This window comes from Microbulbifer sp. JSM ZJ756 (genome assembly GCF_044383805.1).
Classification (GTDB): domain Bacteria; phylum Pseudomonadota; class Gammaproteobacteria; order Pseudomonadales; family Cellvibrionaceae; genus Microbulbifer; species Microbulbifer zhoushanensis.
Window position 1 is genome coordinate 131,064 of sequence record NZ_JBISER010000005.1, and the last position, 16,458, is coordinate 147,521.

Consider the following 16,458-nt stretch of genomic DNA (forward strand, 5'->3'; position numbering starts at 1 on the left):
ATGTTCGCTGCATGAAAGTGGTCAAGTAAATCCACTTTTCGGCAAACATAGCAATGCCGCTTTTCGAAGCGGCATTTGCTTTTCCGGTACAACCGTTTGCTTTTCAGGTACAACTGCCTGCCCCTCCCCGATCTTCGACTGACCGCGGCAGCCACCACCCGGCACTGGCTGTAATTCCCATTTAGCGCTAGCATTGACGCGAAAAACTCCGTCGCAGCACCCGTCGCCTCTCCAGGTTGTCGACTGGGCAGCGCCACTCCCATTGCGCCGGAACACCTCCAACAGCAATAAAATACAAGCCAGTAATCCGGGGATAACATGACAGCCGAAACCGCAACGGCAAGCCGCTCCGCCGCCATCGCCCAGCTGCAATCACACCAGCGCGAACAGAGATGGTCACTGCGGGAGCTATTTGAAACCAACGCCAATCGCGCCGCGCGATACAGCAGCAGCGCCGCCGGAATTTACCTCGATTACAGCAAGAATCACCTGCAGGACCAGACCCTCGGGCATCTGCTGGATTACGCCGACCTGTGCGGACTGAAGGAGCAGATCGGGGCATTATTCTCCGGCGCAAACATCAACAACACCGAGCACCGCCCCGCATTGCATACAGCGCTGCGTTTCCAGGGGGAACCGACCAATGAGCACGAGCAGGCGGTGGCCGATTGCCGTGCGCAAATGCGCGACTTTACCCGCCGGGTACACAGTGGCGACTGGCGTGGCTTTACCGGCGAACCGATCCGCCATGTGGTGAATATCGGCATCGGCGGCTCTGACCTGGGTCCACGCATGGTAGTCGAGGCCCTGCGTCCGTGGCAGAAGGAAGGACTCAAGACACATTTTGTAGCCAATATCGACGGGGCGGACCTGAGCGATACACTCGCTGGCCTGCCGCCCGCCAATACCCTGTTTATCGTTGCCTCAAAATCCTTCTCGACCCTGGAGACGCGCGAGAATGCCCTGGCCGCACGCCAGTGGATGCTGGACGCCGGATGCGATGAGGCACAGCTTGCCAGGCACTTCGTTGCGGTAAGCAGCAACATCGTGGCCGCCCAGGACTTCGGCATCGCTGCGGAAAACATCTTCCCCATGTGGAGCTGGGTGGGGGGCCGCTACTCACTCTGGTCGGCCATCGGGCTTCCCATCGCGCTGGCCTGTGGCTACGAAACCTACGAGGCCCTCCTGTCTGGCGCACACGCCATGGATCGCCATTTTGCGACGGCGCCGCTGGCGGAGAACCTGCCGGTACTGATGGCCCTGATTCATTTCTGGTACCGGCAATGCTGGGGCGCTGGCAGCCAGGTGGTACTGCCCTATGCCCAGCGCATGGCCAAGTTTCCCGCGTGGCTGCAGCAACTGGACATGGAGAGCCTGGGCAAAGGGGTTGACCGGGACGGCCAGCCCCTGCACTACCCCAGCGGCAGCGTCATCTGGGGAACCGAAGGCAGTAATGGGCAGCATTCTTTCCACCAGCTGCTGCACCAGGGTACCGATTTAATCCCGGCAGACTTTATCGCCATCCGGGAACCGACATCCGGCCTGGTGGAACAGCATCGCTGGCTGCTTTCCTGCTGCATCAGCCAGAGCCAGGCACTGCTGCAGGGCAAAAGCCTGCACGAGGCCCGGCGGGAACTGGAAGACCAGGGTTACACCCACCGCGAGGCACATGCGCTGGCCCCGCACAAGGTGGTTCCCGGCAATCGCCCCAGCAATACCCTGGTGGTGGAAAAGCTGGACCCCTATCACCTGGGCGCCCTGCTGGCACTCTACGAACACAAAGTCTTCGTCGGCGGCTGCCTGCTGGGGATCAACCCGTTCGACCAGTGGGGAGTGGAACTCGGCAAGTTACTCGGCAATGCGGTGCACGAGGCAGCCGGTGGCGGCTCGACCGAGGGCTGGGACGGGTCCAGCAAAAAACTGCTGGAGCTGCTGTTCCAGGAAATCCCCGGCTAACCCCACAGTGCCTCGCCGCGATGGTGGGCTCAGGCCATCCACTCCCACCATCGCTCGATCCCCTTGAGGATCATGTCCACACCAAATGAACCGGTGAACAGGGCAGTCGCCCTGCCCGCCACCTCGATATACTTGCGCACGTAACGCTCGTGGCGCGTCTGTACCCAGTCGTAAAGCATTTTCAGCAGGATCAGGGACGCCAGTGCTACCGCCATCGCCAGGGTAATCGATAAAGCCCCTCCCACTGCACCCAGCCGGCTACCCGCCAGCACAGCGGCGCTGATGGTACCGGGACCGACAATAAACGGCATGGCAATGGCGCCGGCGACTTCATGCGAATGCAGGTTGATACTCTGCATCGGGCTCCCCATCCCCAGGGTCAACCGGATTCCCACAATCAGGAAAATAATGCCGCCAAAAATCATAAAGGCGAGAAAGCGGACCTGCAGCACACTGTCAAATATCTTCTCGCCAAACCAGGCAAACGCCAGGAATACCGACAGGCTGATCAGGAATGCCCGCATCAGCAGGCTGGAGAACATCCTCAGGTCCAGCCCGCGGATCAGGTCGAGCAGGTAGACACTGAGAACGAAGGGGTTCAGCAATACCAGCAGCAGCAAGAAAGCATTACTGAACTGTAAAAAATCCAGCTCAACCATGTTACCTCCGCCACTTCCCTTGATCCTGCCGGCTCACAGCAGCGCCGGGGTTGGTCGCTGCTGTCGGCGCGGCCCGGTTATGACTCAGCTTTCTGCTGCCCGGCCATCATGTTTTTCATCAACGGCTGGATCAGGTCCATGGGCAGCGGGAAAACGATGGTGGAATTCTGCTCGCCGGCAATATCAATCAGCGTCTGCATGTAACGCAGGGTGATGGCGTTTGAGTTACGCGACAGCTGGTCGGCTGCCTCGGTGAGCTTCATCGCTGCCTGGGCTTCACCCTCGGCATGGATGACCTTGGCGCGACGGGAGCGCTCTGCCTCTGCCTGCCGGGCGATGGCGCGGATCATGCTCTCATCCAGGTCTATATGCTTGATCTCGACATTGGTTACCTTGACACCCCAGGCATCGGTCTGCTCGTCGAGAATCTTCTGGATATCCACATTGAGCTTGTCCCGCTCGGACAGCATCTCGTCCAGCTCGTGCTTACCCAGCACAGAGCGCAGGGTGGTCTGCGACAGCTGGCTCACAGCCTCGTGGTAGTTCTCCACATTGATGATCGCGGACTGCGGGTCAATCACCCGGTAATACACAACTGCATTGACCTTCACGGACACGTTGTCACGGCTGATCACATCCTGCGTGGGTACATCCATTACCACCGTGCGCAGGTCTACCCGCTCCATGGTCTGGATCACCGGGATGATGATGATCAGGCCCGGCCCCTTGACCGACTGGAAACGGCCCAGGAAAAACACCACCGCGCGCTCGTACTCGCGCAGGATGCGGATGGCATACATCAGGATGAGTGCCACCGCGGCAATCAACAACCCCATAAAATAACTGACCATTTCGGACTCCTGTCTCTATCGCGTTGTTATCTTATTCCGGCCGGACCCGCAGCCGCAGGCCATGCTGTTCAGTAATGATTACCTGCTGGCCCGGCGACACCGGGTCATCGCTGTGCGCAGTCCAGATCTCGCCACCCACGTGTACCAGGATTTCGTCATCCTCTACCCTGTCCACCGTGGCGGTGCGCCCCACCAGCGCCTGGTCGCTGGCGACCCGGGGTCTGCGCAGGCTGCGCCCGACAGCCATCAATAACCCCAGCAGCATCAGGCCGCTCACCCCGGCGATCGCACCGATCAGCTTGCGCGAAACCTGCATACCAGGGACATCCGTATCGATCAGCATCACCGAGCCGATTACCAGCGCGATGACGCCACCGATACCCAGGGCGCCGAAACTGGGCATAAACACCTCTGCCACAATCAGCAATGCGCCGAGGATAATCAGTGCCAGGCCGGCGTAATTGATCGGCAACACCTGCAGTGCATAGAAGGCCAGCAGCAGGCAGATGACCCCGACAATGCCGGGCACCAGCGCGCCCGGGTTATAGCCCTCGAAAATCAGGCCGTAGATTCCCACCAACAGCAGGATATAGGCCACCTGCGGATTGGTAATCAGGGCGAGCAGCTTGTTGCGCCAGTCGGGCTCATACTCCTGCACGCGGACATCCTCGATCTTCTCATCGATGGTGACCTCGCCGGATTCCAGCTTCACCTTGCGCCCGCCCAGCTGCTGCAACAGGTCATCGGTATCGGTGGCCACAATATCCACCACATTCTGCTCGAGGGCCTCACCGGCGGTCAGCGTGGCGGCATCGCGCACTGCCTTCTCGGCCCAGTCCGCATTGCGGCCATGCCGGTTGGCGAGACCACGGATATAGGCCACCGAATCGTTGATCACCTTGCGCTCCATGGCGCTGCCAGGTTCTGGCGCCGTCCCCGCCCCTTCTTCCCTGTCGCCATCCTTTTTTTCCGTTTCCCCAGTATCACCAGCGGGCTGGTCGCCCCCTCCACCGGGTTGCTGGCCGGGTTGCGGCTGCCCCGGGGCGCCGCCCATCTGTACCGGTGTCGCCGCTCCCAGGGTGGTGGCAGGGGTCATGGCGGCGATATGGCTGGCGTAGAGGATATAGGTGCCGGCACTGGCGGCGCGCGCGCCGGAGGGGTGCACATAGGTCGCGACGGGGATTGGCGAAGCCAGGATATGCTTGATGATATCCCGGGTGGCGGCGTCGAGGCCGCCGGGGGTGTCCATGCGGATCAGGAACAGCTGGGCACCGTTTTCCTGTGCTTCCTCCATGGCCCTGATGAGGTAATCTGTCGTGGCGGGGCCGATGGCGCCCTCGATGGTGAAGCGGGCAACATGGGGCCCCTCCACGATCTCTCCCACTTCCTCCTGTGCCGCCACCAGGGGGGCGAACAGCGAAAGTAACAACAGCAACACCGACCGCAGGGGCAGGCTGCGCAAACCTCCTGTGAACCGCTTCAGCATGGCATCAATCCTGGATGCGAGAGTTGTTATACCTGCAGGTTAACAGAAATATCGGCCCGCCGTCGTGCGTCGGTGCAGCCCCGCCTTTCCGCCTGGAACCAGCGGGAACAAGGGGACGTGACGGCAGCATTTTGGAGAGGGGCAGCGGGGGAGTGTGGCTATACGGGAAGGGCAACCGGCGGGCCCCATGCCCACCGGCTTAAGGCGGTCAGATGGGGCTGCGGCGGCTGTGCCAGCGCACCGGGCGGGAGTACTTGTCCACATCCCCCTCAACACCCAGCAGCATGGCAAACAGGGCCATGCGCACCAGCAGGCCATTGTCGGTCTGGCGGAAAATTGCCAGGCTGGGGTGTTCGTTGAGATCCGTATCCAGCTCATTGGCTTCCGCACGGGAGTCCCGCGGCAGCGGGTGCATGATCACGGTGTTGGGCTCACAGTGGCGGGTAAAAATTTCCCGGTTCAGGCGGAAGCGACCGCGATAAAGGTTGGCCTCTTCCTGGGAGGCAAAGCGCTCCTCCTGGATGCGGGTGGAGTAGACGATATCGACGTGCCCGATCGACTCCTCCAATTGGTCAGTGACCGTCACCTGGTGGCCGGCGGCCCGCAGCTGCTCCACCACCGCCTCCGGCATCGCCAGTTCCGGCGGGGAGATAAACGTCAGCTGCACCTTGTCGAACAGGCACAACAGTTTGCACAGGGAGTGCACCGTGCGGCCATGCTTCAGGTCGCCAATCATGGCAATACGAACATCGTCGAGGGTACGCCCCTTGCCCGCCAGCTCCTTGCGGATGGTATACAGGTCGAGCAGCGCCTGGGTGGGATGCTCGTTGGCACCGTCCCCGCCATTGACCACCGGCACCCGGCTGGCGGCAGCAAACTCGGCCACCGACCCGGCCTGCGGGTGGCGCATGCAAATGATGTCGCTGTAGCCGGACAATACCCGTGCGGTGTCATACAGGGACTCGCCCTTGGCCATGGCACTGGCGGTAATTCCCACCGTCTCCCGCACCATGCCACCCAGCAGATTGAAAGCCGCGCCAAAACTGAGGCGGGTGCGGGTGCTTGGCTCCAGGAACATATTGCCGAGAATAGCCCCTTCCAGCACACGGGTGACTTTTTCCCGCCGTGCGTAGGGACCCATGCTGTCAGCCACTGAGAAAACACGGTCGATATCCGCGCGCTCGAACTGGCTGACAGAGAGAATGTTGGCTCCGATAAAGTCCATTGTTACTCCACTTGCTGCGCCTTGTGGGCGCGAGTCTTTACCGGGGCCGTATTCTAGCGGCGCGGCGCCCCGGAGCATAGCCGCGGGCTGCCGGCGGCGGTCTTTTACAGGGCCCGCCCGGCGGGCACCCCGGGTATCAGCCCTCAGGTAAGCAGGCCATCACCCCAGGCCTCCAGCTGGTCGAGCAGCCCGGCGCGCTCCGGGTACTGCTGGCGCAGCGCGGCAACCTCCTCGAAATACGGCTCCAGGGTGATGCTGGCACCTGCGGCCGGGTCGGTCAGGCGGCGGTAGCGCCACTCCTCCCAGCGCTGCTGCTCGTCAGCTGACAGGGTGTCCGGGAAGTTCCGGGCCCGCAACCGGAACAGCAGCTCCGGCAGGCGTCGGTCGGCGAACGGCACCTCGCCGGCCAATGCCTCCGGCCCGCGCTCCCCGAGCGCACGGTGGAGCTCCCGGCAGAGGTCGCGGTCACCGTCGTCCAGGAAGCCATCGTACAGGCTGGCCTCCACATCGCGGGGCGGAAATTCACTGTCCAGGTATACCCGGTGGAGCTTGTCGGTCAGCTCCGTATCCCGCAACTGCTGCCAGTGCCTCTCGCAGGCAGCCTTGTCCAGGCCCAGCTCTGCGGCGCGACGGTCGTCGAGCATATTGGCGGGTGCCAGCACCGGGCAGCGGTTCAGGTGTACCAGCTTGAGGCCCGCCGGCAATTCCCCCTCGCCCAGGTTGTCCCGGCCCGTATACAGGCGCTCGCGGAGGGCGTCCGCATCCAGTTCCAGGATCGGCCCCGGGTCCATGGCCAGGTTGGCGACGATAATGGCATTGCGATTGACCGGGTGGCTCGCCAGCGGCAGTACATAGGTGATGTGTCCCTGGCTGGCAGGGACCTTGCCGGATACATGCAACAGTGGCTTGCGCGCCCGCAGGTCAACCAGCTTTGCCGCCTCCTGCTTGCGACGCAGGCGGAAGACGTAATCGTACAGCCGGGGCTGGCGCTCGCGCACCAGGCGCGCCATGTCAATGGTGGCGCGCACATCCGACAGGGCATCGTGGGCGCCCTCGTGGGCAATCCCGTTGGCGGCGGTCAGTTCCTCCAGGCGAAAGGAGGGCGCGCCATCTTCGCGCCGCGGCCACTCGATACCTTCCGGCCGCAGGGCGTAGGCGAGCCGCACCATGTCGATGATGTCCCAGCGACTGTTGCCGCTACGCCACTCGCGCTCATAGGGGTCCAGCAGGTTGCGGTAGAGGGTGTGGCGGGTCACCTCGTCATCGAAGCGCAGGCTGTTATAGCCCACCCCACAGGTGCCCGGGGCGCCCAGCTCGGCCAGGATCCGGCGGATAAAGTCGATCTCCGGCACACCCTCTGCAAGCGCCCGCTGCGGGCTGATCCCGGTGACCAGGCTGGCCATGGGCTGCGGCAGGCAGTCGCTGGCAGGTCGGCAATAGAGCATCAGCGGCTCGCCGACGATATTCAGTTCCTCGTCCGTGCGGATACCCGCAAACTGGGATGGCTTGTCCGCGCCCGGGTCGGTGCCCCAGGTTTCATAGTCGTGCCAGTAGAGTGTGTTTTTGCTCACCTGTTCCCCCCTCTCGGTCTGCCGGCATCATATCATCAGCCGCAGTCCCCCCGGCACCATGCCCGGAACCGCTACCATTACAGCAGCGCTGCCCGGCCGGGAGCGGGGTTCAGTTGCAAAGCCGGCCCCGCCCATTAAAATCGCGCGTTTCCCTACATTACACAGCAGAAGTCCAATCACCCTATGAATATTCGCCAGCTCCTTTCCGACAAAGTCCAGGCCGCCATGCTGGCCGCCGGCATCCCCGCCGAATGCGGCCCGGTGGTGGCGCAGGCCAAGAAAGCCGGCTTCGGCGACTACCAGGCCAATGGCGCCATGGCCGCCGCCAAGCGCATGGGCACCAATCCCCGCGAGCTGGCCAGCCAGATCGTCGAGCAGCTGGACCGCGGCGATATGATTGCCAGCGCCGAGGTGGCCGGCCCCGGCTTTATCAACCTGCACCTGAGCGAGCAGTGGCTGGCTGACCAGGTGGCAGTGGCAGGCCGCGATCCGCGACTGAATATCGCGGAGGTAGAGAACCCGCAAACAGTGGTGATCGACTACTCCCACCCCAACCTGGCCAAGGAGATGCACGTGGGGCACCTGCGCTCCACCATCATTGGCGACGCCCTGGCTCGCCTGCTGGAATTCCAGGGCCACCGGGTCATCCGCCAGAACCATATGGGCGACTGGGGCACCCAGTTCGGTATGCTGCTGGCACACCTGGCCGACAAGCTGGAAAACAACGATGCCGAGGTAGCACTGGCGGACCTGGAAACCTTCTACCGCGAGGCCAAGGTGCGCTTCGACGAGGAGGAGGGTTTCGACGACCGCGCGCGGGAGTATGTGGTGCGCCTGCAGGGCGGCGACGCCGATTGCCTGAAGCTGTGGCAACAGTTTATCGACATCTCCATCAGTCACAGCGAGGAAATCTACGACAAGCTGAACGTGACGCTGAAGCGCAGCGATGTCTACGGCGAGAGCCAGTACAACGAGGACTTGCCGGTACTGGTCGAGGAACTGCTGGATAGCGGAATCGCTGTCAGGGACCAGGGCGCAGTGGTCGTATTCCTGCAGGAGATGGCGGACAAGGAGGGCAATCCCAGCCCGATGATCATCCAGAAAAAGGGCGGTGGTTACCTCTACTCCACCACTGACCTGGCCGCGATCCGCTACCGCGCAGGCAAGCTCGGTGCCGACCGGATCCTGTACGTAGTGGACGCACGCCAGTCCCTGCACCTGCAGCAGGCTTTCACCGCAGCGCGCAAGGCCGGGTTTGTCGACGAATCGGTCACCCTGGAGCACTGCGCCTTCGGCACCATGATGGGCGATGACGGCAAGCCCTTCAAAACCCGGACCGGTGGCACCGTGAAACTGGCGGCACTGCTGGACGAGGCAGTGGAACGCGCAGAGAAACTGGTGGCGGAGAAGAACCCGGACCTGGGCCCGCAGGAGTGCGCCGAGATCGGCCGGACCGTGGGTATCGGCGCGGTCAAGTACGCCGACCTGAGCAAGACCCGCACCAACGACTACGTCTTCAACTGGGACGCCATGCTGGCCTTCGAGGGCAATACTGCCCCCTACCTCCAGTATGCCTACACCCGTGTGCGCAGCATCTTCCGCCGTGCCGGGGTCGAGCCGCAATCCCTCACCGGTGACATCCTGCTGGAAACGCCGGAGGAGCGGGCACTGGCGGTCAAGCTGAGCCAGTTCGGCGAGGTGCTGGACCAGGTGGCCCGGGATACCTTCCCGCACGTACTGTGCAGCTACCTCTACGACCTGGCCAGCGCCTACATGGCTTTTTACGAGGCCTGCCCGGTACTCAGGGAAGGCGTGCCGGAAGCCCAGCGCAACAGTCGCCTGCAGCTGTGCAACCTGGTTGCCCGCACGATCGCCTGCGGCCTCGACCTGCTGGGTATCGAGGTCCTGGAAAAGATGTGATCCCCTTCCGGGCGGGGCCTGCCGCCCCGCCTGTCCAGCCCGCAGCGGATGCGGGCTCCCGGTTTCCTCTCGACAGGACTGAAATAATGAACATCCTTGTGACCGGCGCAACCGGCCTGCTGGGTCGCAGCGTATTCCGGCAACTGGCCGCCAACCCGGACTGGCAGGTGACTGGCACCTGCCACTCGCGCTCCGGGCCCGGGCTGCTGCCACTGGATCTCAGTGAGCCCGGGCAAATCCGCAATGCCCTGGAACAGCTGCAGCCGGATGTGGTGATCCACTGCGCCGCGGAGCGCTGGCCCGACCGCTGCGCGAACCAGCCCGACGCGGCCTGGGCCCTGAACGTGGATGCCACCGCCCTGCTGGCAGGCGCCTGCGAGGAGCTGGGCGCACAGCTGGTATATATCTCCACCGACTATGTGTTTGATGGCACTGCCCCACCCTACAGCGCCGACGCCCGTCCCGCCCCGATCAACTTCTATGGCCGCAGCAAGCGCGCCGGCGAGGAGGCGGTACTCGCCTGCCACGGGCACTGGGTGCTGCGCCTGCCACTGCTGTTCGGGCCGGTGGAGGAACCCCGGGAATCGGGCGTGACGGCACTGCTGGACACTATCCGCACACGGGAACCCATGGCACTGGATCACTGGGCCATCCGCTACCCCACCAGTGTGGAGGAAGTTGCCAGCGTCCTGGAGCAGTGCCTGAGGCTAAAGGCCGGGGGCGAGATCCTGTCGGGTATCTACCACTGGAGTGGTGATACCGCCTGTACCCGTTTTGAGCTTGCGATGATGATTGCGGACCTGCTGCAACTGGACTGCCGCCATATCAGCGCCGATAGTGCCCCGCACTTCGTCGAGCCGCGGCCCCAGAACTGCCAGCTGGACAAGGCGCGCCTGCTGGCGCTGGGAATTCGCGGCGGTCCCCCACTGCCACAGCAACTGGCGAGCGTGCTGCGACCGCTGCACGAAGAGCCTGTGGAATCAGGGTAAGCCCGGCGGGAGGCTGATTTACTGGAGGGGGGATCGTGGGAACTGGCAGGGGTACCCCGGGCATCCGGGACAGTTTTCCGTAATCTCAGGCGCCGGTAACTGGCCGCGAATCGGCTGCACGGTGCCGCGCCACTGGTACAGCGGGCGCGACAGTCTCACCGTCGAGCACCTTGCGCAATACTTCCTGGGCGTTGGCCAACTGGCCATCCTGCATAATCCACAGTTCCGAGTACCAGGCTACGGGACCCGATTCCTCCTGCGGCACATCCACCGCCGCCTGCTGGGTGAGCGCCCGGATTCCCGATTTCTCCAGGAGGGTGTAGAGGTGGCTCACCAGCAGCTGGTCGCTGGCGAAGTAGATCCTGCAGGCCATGGCTTACGTTCCGTCGATATTCTTCTTCCCACCGTTCACTGGCAGGGAGTCGTCTTTATGCTTGTGGAATCCCTGCGGGGGCAGGAATTCACTTTCCGTTAACTTAAAACATAGACGACAGGAGAATATGGCGCGACAGGCGCTGGAGGGGAGTGGCGCCAACTGGCAGTAAAAAGCGCGCCCGGATAAAGCGGCGCCCAGGTTCAGGCAGTTACCGGCGATGCCCGGCGAGAGGCACAGGCCTCAGGATTTATCATCGTTGCCGGCTATGGCCGTAGGTACCTGCCCCCGGCGCCGACCAGTGGAAAGGTGTTCGATACAGGATAAGCGGTCGGAATAGATCTGGTAATTGTTCTTGCCGCGATACTTTGCGTGATACATGGCCACATCGGCCCGCTGCAGGATCGCCTCGAGCGTGTGCCCATGTTCCGGAATGGCAACAATGCCGATACTGAGAGTCACCCGCAGCACCTGGTCGCCAATTTTCACCGGTTGTGCCACCACACCAAGCAGCTTCTCCGCCAGCACACGGCAGGCATCATCGCCGCCGGCAGAGGGCACAAACACGCAGAACTCATCACCGCCGAGTCGGGCCACCGTATCGCCCTGGCGCACCACGCTTACCAGTCGCTGGGCCAGCACCCGCAGGAGGTCGTCGCCACGCTGGTGCCCCAGGGAATCGTTGACACGCTTGAAATCATCCAGGTCGATAAAAAAGACATACCCCGTGTTCTGCAGGTGGGACTCGCTGTGCAGGTATTGCTCGAGCTTGTCGACCAGTGCATGGCGGTTGGCGAGGCCGGTAAGCGTGTCGTGCATGGCGATATGCTCCAGCTCGGCGGTATTCTGCGCAACGATTTCCTTCATCACCTCCAGCTGGTCGCAGACCGCCAGGCCGGTATAGTCCAGTACGTCTATCTCATCGAAGTGGGTCCGGGGTTTGCGCACCGGGCGAATCAGTTGCCGCGCGCGGTCGAAATTGCCATCACTGAGCAGCGGCAGCGCTTCGGCCAGGCGACGCAGCCGGAAAATCGGGCTCCATAACATTCCCACCAGTGCGGCGATAAACGTGGCCGAACCCAGTGCCGCAAACCAGAACAGCAGCTTGAGTGAGTCCTCGATATGGCGCACCTGTGTGGTTACATCGTCAATGATGACAAAGCGGGCCCCACCGGGGTTGCCGTCCTGCAACGGGAAGGTGCGGACATCGTAACTGGCCGGACCAAAGTCATAACTGCCCGAGAACCGCAGTTCCGGCACCTGCGCCCCCTGCGCTGCCACCTCCCGCAACAGCGGCATCATCCGCTCGTGCGAAGTCAGGGCGATAACAGACCGGCTCCAGCCATCCAGGTAGGCATCGACCACCTTGTCCCCTTCGTCACCGGTCGCCGACAGGATGCCGATATCGGAGCCGGTGATCTGGCGGAATGCCAGCAGCTCATCGGCGAGGGAGCGGTCCACCTGCAGGACATATTCCTCTGACAGGTCGCCGGCGGTAATACCCATTACCAGGCTCTGTACACAGGACTCGGCACAATAGACCGACTCCCGTGTTTCGCCGCTGACGATCACATCCCGGACCTGTTCCGGCGTCAGGCGCCGGGTGGTCGCGCCCCATACCCTCGGCGGTCTCTGGCCCGGGCTGTATAGCTTGAGGGACTCCAGCCCCCAGCTGTCGCGCAGATGCTCCCACTGCTGGTCAAACAGTTTGTGGAGGATATCGGAATTGGGTGCCAGCCCACCGCGCCACAGCACAAACAGGTCGGTGAGCTGGTTCAGGTCTTCGCGCGACTGTTTCAGCAGGCCGGAAATCTGGTACTGGTAGGTGAGGTAACGACCCTCGCGGTTCTTTTCCAGCAGGGAGTGCAGGCTGCGGTGATCCAGCCAAATAAAGAACAGGCACATGGCGATGACCAGTGCCAGGGAAAATATGCCGACCCTGAACCGCAGACTGTGTAATTGCATATCCCTCGCAACTCCCGCCTCTGCCCTGATTGGATACGGAGCCCCGCGGCTCCCACCGGCCATTCCCTAACCGGTCATTTATTCTCTGTTGTGGTCTTTCAGCCCGGGGATGCCCTTGCCCATTACCCAAATCGCACCGGTGGGCAACCTGCCCCGGGGCAGGAGCCGGCTCCCTCCGGGTATACCAAGTATGATCAAGCCACCCTGCCGTGATTCCCGCGAGGCGGCCCATAGCAGTTTAAAATAGCGCCAACTCGGTCGTTTCTGGATTTAAATCACAAAAATCAGCGCAAAATAGCTTTTCCAGCGCTGCAGATCCGCCGATTGCCCGGCAGCCCGGCGATTGCTAAGATGCGCGCGGCTCACGAGGCCCACAAGCGCCCCGAGCAGCAGGCTGCCACTCCCCGTGGCACCGCGGCCATCCCGCCGCGCAGCGATCCCGCGTCCGTGCCGGCAACCCCGGTACGCAAATGGCGCCCGGGCCGCTCTGCTATTTTTTTAACCGGTGCCAGACCCCGCCGGCGGGCGCAATTCCAGCGACCTATCCCTGCGATACAGGAAACGACGTTTATGACCCAGCCATCTCTGCTGCAGTTGGAACAACACGACGCCTTCATTCACCGCCATATCGGACCCGACGAGGCGCAGATCAAAGAGATGCTGGAAACGCTCGGCGTGGCCAGCCTAGATGAACTGATCGAGAAAACCGTCCCCGCCTCCATTCGCAAACAGGACGAACTGGCCCTGGACGACGCGGTTAATGAGGAAGAGGCTCTCGGTGAGCTTCGCCAGCTGGCCCAGCGGAATAAAATTTACCGCACTTTTATCGGTATGGGCTACCACGACACGATTACACCCAATGTCATCCTGCGCAATGTGCTGGAGAATCCGGGCTGGTACACCGCCTACACCCCCTACCAGCCGGAGATTGCCCAGGGCCGGCTTGAGGGCCTGCTGAACTTCCAGCAGATGATCATGGACCTCACCGGGATGGAGCTGGCCAACGCCTCCATGCTCGACGAGGGCACCGCCGCCGCCGAGGCCATGGCGATGTGCAAGCGCCAGGCCAAGCGCAACAAGTCCAACATCTTCTTCGTGGACGGGGACTGCCACCCGCAGACGATCGCGGTGGTGAAGACCCGCGCAGAGCACTTCGGCTTTGAGATTGTGGTAGGCAACCCGGAGCAGGACCTGCCGGCCGAGCTGTTCGGCGCGCTGCTGCAATACCCTGGCTCCACCGGCGTGGTGCGCGACCTGACCGGCATCATCGACAAGGTGCACGAGGCCAATGGCCTGGTAACCGTGGCCGCCGACCTGATGAGCCTGGTGGCGCTGAAAGCACCCGGTGAAATGGGCGCCGATGTAGTGGTTGGCTGCAACCAGCGGTTCGGCATTCCCATGGGCTACGGTGGCCCGCACGCAGGCTTCTTCGCCTTCCGCGAGGCCTACAAGCGCTCCGCCCCCGGCCGGATCATCGGCGTTTCCGTGGACAGCAAGGGCAAACGCGCCCTGCGCATGGCCATGCAGACCCGCGAGCAGCATATCCGCCGCGAGAAAGCGAACTCCAATATCTGTACCTCCCAGGTACTGCTGGCGGTGATGAGCGCCTTCTACGCTGTCTACCATGGCCCCGAGGGCCTGAAGACCATCGCCACGCGCATCCAGCGCCTGGCCGACATCCTCGCCGCCGGACTGAAAAAGCAGGGTTTCGACCTGGCACACGACAGCTGGTTCGACACCCTGACCATCACTGCCGGTGACCAGCGCGATGCCATTTACCAGCGCGCCCTGGATGCGGAGATCAACCTGCGCAAGGTGGGTGAGGACGCGCTGGGTGTCAGCCTGCACGAGACCGCCAGCCTCGCTGATGTGTCCGACATCCTGCAGGCCTTCACCGGTGGCGAGCACGGCCTGGACCTGCACGAGCTCGACAGTGAGATCGCCGCCAAGGGCCCCCTGGGCGTCCCCGCGGCCCTGGTTCGCGAAAGCGAGTTCCTGACCCACCCGGTCTTCAATACCTACCACTCCGAAACGGAGATGCTGCGTTACCTGAAGATGCTGGAGTCCAAGGACATCGCACTGAATCACTCCATGATCCCGCTCGGCTCCTGCACCATGAAGCTGAACGCCACTGCGGAGATGATTCCGGTGACCTGGCCGGAATTCGGCAAGCTGCACCCGTTTGCCCCCGCTGACCAGGCCCAGGGCTATGCCGAGATGTTCCGCCAGCTGCAGCAGATGCTGGCCGCCTGTACTGGCTACGACGCCGTCAGCCTGCAGCCCAATGCCGGCTCCCAGGGTGAATATGCCGGCCTGGTAGCGATCAAGAAGTATTTCGAGGCCAGGGGCGAGACCCAGCGCGATATATGCCTGATTCCCGCCTCTGCCCATGGCACCAACCCGGCTTCCGCCATGATGGTGAGCATGAAGGTGGTGGTAGTTGCCTGCGACAACAAGGGCAACGTGGACATGGATGACCTCAGGGCCAAGGTGGAAGAACACGGCGATCGCATCGCCGCGCTGATGGTCACCTACCCGTCCACTCACGGCGTGTTCGAGGAAGGCATCCGCGATGTCTGCGAGCTGATCCACAATGCCGGCGGCCAGGTGTATATCGACGGCGCCAACATGAACGCACTGATTGGTGTCGCCGCACCGGGCAAGTTCGGTGGTGATGTCTCGCACCTGAACCTGCACAAGACCTTCTGTATCCCCCACGGTGGTGGCGGTCCCGGCATGGGCCCGATTGCCGTCGGCGAACACCTGAAGCCCTACCTGGCGGGCCACCCGGTCAGCGAGGTACCGGAGACCGATACGGCCAATGGCACCATTTCCGCGGCACCCTGGGGCTCTGCCAGCATCCTGCCGATCAGCTGGATGTATATCCGCATGATGGGCAAGACCGGCATGAAGCGTGCTACCGAGGTGGCGATCCTCAATGCCAACTATGTGGCCAAGCGCCTGAGCGAGCACTATTCCCTGCTGTATACCGGCACCAATGGCTTTATTGCCCACGAATGCCTGGTGGACCTGCGGCCGCTCAAGGAATCGGCAGGCATCTCCGAGGAAGATATCGCCAAGCGCCTGATGGATTTCGGTTTCCACGCGCCCACCATGTCTTTCCCGGTGGCCGGCACCCTGATGATCGAGCCCACGGAAAGTGAGTCCCGCGAGGAGCTGGATCGCTTTGTCACCGCCATGGCCACCATTCGCCAGGAAGTGGAAGATGTAGCCAATGGCAAGTACAGCGCAGAGGACAACCCGCTGCACAATGCCCCCCACACTCTCGAGGACGTGATGGTCGACGAGTGGGCCCACGGCTATTCCCGCGATGTAGCGGGGCGCCCGGCAGCGTGGCTGAAGGAACACAAGGTGTGGCCGGCTTCCAACCGCATCGACAATGTCTACGGTGACCGCAACCTGATCTGCTCCTGCCCGCCGGTAGAGAGCTACATGGACTGAC

At 62.7% G+C, this 16,458-nt stretch carries 11 protein-coding genes; 4 read left to right on the forward strand and 7 right to left on the reverse strand.

Annotated features, from left to right (window positions below):
* The first annotated feature begins 318 nt into the window (after positions 1-318).
* Positions 319-1,956 (forward strand): glucose-6-phosphate isomerase, encoded by a 1,638-nt coding sequence (gene pgi / locus ACH6CX_RS10030; RefSeq protein ID WP_396675370.1) that lies wholly within the window; start codon positions 319-321, stop codon positions 1,954-1,956.
* Between the two features lie 29 nt (positions 1,957-1,985).
* On the opposite strand, the gene ACH6CX_RS10035 is transcribed toward pgi, so the two are convergent.
* From ACH6CX_RS10035 to sbcB, 5 genes are all read right to left on the reverse strand, one after another.
* On the reverse strand, positions 1,986-2,615 hold the full coding sequence (locus tag ACH6CX_RS10035) for a MarC family protein (protein WP_237063978.1): 630 nt from the start codon (positions 2,613-2,615) through the stop codon (positions 1,986-1,988).
* Between the two features lie 77 nt (positions 2,616-2,692).
* The gene (locus ACH6CX_RS10040; protein WP_233005957.1) at positions 2,693-3,466 is read right to left on the reverse strand and encodes a slipin family protein; all 774 of its coding nucleotides are present in this window, start codon (positions 3,464-3,466) and stop codon (positions 2,693-2,695) included.
* 31 nt (positions 3,467-3,497) lie between these two features.
* Positions 3,498-4,952, reverse strand: a complete 1,455-nt coding sequence (locus ACH6CX_RS10045) for a nodulation protein NfeD (RefSeq protein WP_233005958.1) — start codon at positions 4,950-4,952, stop codon at positions 3,498-3,500.
* 208 nt (positions 4,953-5,160) lie between these two features.
* Positions 5,161-6,177, reverse strand: coding sequence for an aspartate carbamoyltransferase (locus ACH6CX_RS10050; protein ID WP_233005959.1), 1,017 nt, complete (start codon positions 6,175-6,177; stop codon positions 5,161-5,163).
* A gap of 143 nt (positions 6,178-6,320) precedes the next feature.
* Positions 6,321-7,748, reverse strand: coding sequence for an exodeoxyribonuclease I (sbcB, locus tag ACH6CX_RS10055; RefSeq protein WP_233005960.1), 1,428 nt, complete (start codon positions 7,746-7,748; stop codon positions 6,321-6,323).
* A 183-nt stretch (positions 7,749-7,931) separates the two neighbouring features.
* On the opposite strand from sbcB, the gene argS reads away from it, so the two are divergent.
* Positions 7,932-9,668: an arginine--tRNA ligase gene (gene argS / locus ACH6CX_RS10060; protein ID WP_233005961.1), complete on the forward strand. Its 1,737-nt coding sequence runs from the start codon at positions 7,932-7,934 to the stop codon at positions 9,666-9,668.
* Between the two features lie 86 nt (positions 9,669-9,754).
* Positions 9,755-10,657: a dTDP-4-dehydrorhamnose reductase family protein gene (locus tag ACH6CX_RS10065; RefSeq protein WP_396675371.1), complete on the forward strand. Its 903-nt coding sequence runs from the start codon at positions 9,755-9,757 to the stop codon at positions 10,655-10,657.
* A gap of 85 nt (positions 10,658-10,742) precedes the next feature.
* Here the strand turns inward: ACH6CX_RS10065 and ACH6CX_RS10070 are convergent, their stop codons facing one another.
* Both ACH6CX_RS10070 and ACH6CX_RS10075 read right to left on the reverse strand, forming a co-directional pair.
* Positions 10,743-11,030 (reverse strand): hypothetical protein, encoded by a 288-nt coding sequence (locus ACH6CX_RS10070; RefSeq protein WP_233005963.1) that lies wholly within the window; start codon positions 11,028-11,030, stop codon positions 10,743-10,745.
* A 243-nt stretch (positions 11,031-11,273) separates the two neighbouring features.
* Positions 11,274-12,995, reverse strand: coding sequence for a GGDEF domain-containing protein (locus tag ACH6CX_RS10075; RefSeq protein WP_233005964.1), 1,722 nt, complete (start codon positions 12,993-12,995; stop codon positions 11,274-11,276).
* 570 nt (positions 12,996-13,565) lie between these two features.
* On the opposite strand from ACH6CX_RS10075, the gene gcvP reads away from it, so the two are divergent.
* Positions 13,566-16,457 (forward strand): aminomethyl-transferring glycine dehydrogenase, encoded by a 2,892-nt coding sequence (gcvP, locus tag ACH6CX_RS10080; RefSeq protein WP_233005965.1) that lies wholly within the window; start codon positions 13,566-13,568, stop codon positions 16,455-16,457.
* The last annotated feature ends 1 nt before the right edge of the window (position 16,458 follow it).

Bases quoted from the DNA above. Each gene is read 5' to 3' on its own strand.
- pgi (WP_396675370.1), top strand. From the start codon at position 319: ATGACAGCCGAAACCGCAACGGCAAGCCGCTCCGCCGCCATCGCCCAG.
- ACH6CX_RS10035 (WP_237063978.1), bottom strand. From the start codon at position 2,615: ATGGTTGAGCTGGATTTTTTACAGTTCAGTAATGCTTTCTTGCTGCTG.
- ACH6CX_RS10040 (WP_233005957.1), bottom strand. From the start codon at position 3,466: ATGGTCAGTTATTTTATGGGGTTGTTGATTGCCGCGGTGGCACTCATC.
- ACH6CX_RS10045 (WP_233005958.1), bottom strand. From the start codon at position 4,952: ATGCTGAAGCGGTTCACAGGAGGTTTGCGCAGCCTGCCCCTGCGGTCG.
- ACH6CX_RS10050 (WP_233005959.1), bottom strand. From the start codon at position 6,177: ATGGACTTTATCGGAGCCAACATTCTCTCTGTCAGCCAGTTCGAGCGC.
- argS (WP_233005961.1), top strand. From the start codon at position 7,932: ATGAATATTCGCCAGCTCCTTTCCGACAAAGTCCAGGCCGCCATGCTG.
- ACH6CX_RS10065 (WP_396675371.1), top strand. From the start codon at position 9,755: ATGAACATCCTTGTGACCGGCGCAACCGGCCTGCTGGGTCGCAGCGTA.
- ACH6CX_RS10070 (WP_233005963.1), bottom strand. From the start codon at position 11,030: ATGGCCTGCAGGATCTACTTCGCCAGCGACCAGCTGCTGGTGAGCCAC.
- ACH6CX_RS10075 (WP_233005964.1), bottom strand. From the start codon at position 12,995: ATGCAATTACACAGTCTGCGGTTCAGGGTCGGCATATTTTCCCTGGCA.
- gcvP (WP_233005965.1), top strand. From the start codon at position 13,566: ATGACCCAGCCATCTCTGCTGCAGTTGGAACAACACGACGCCTTCATT.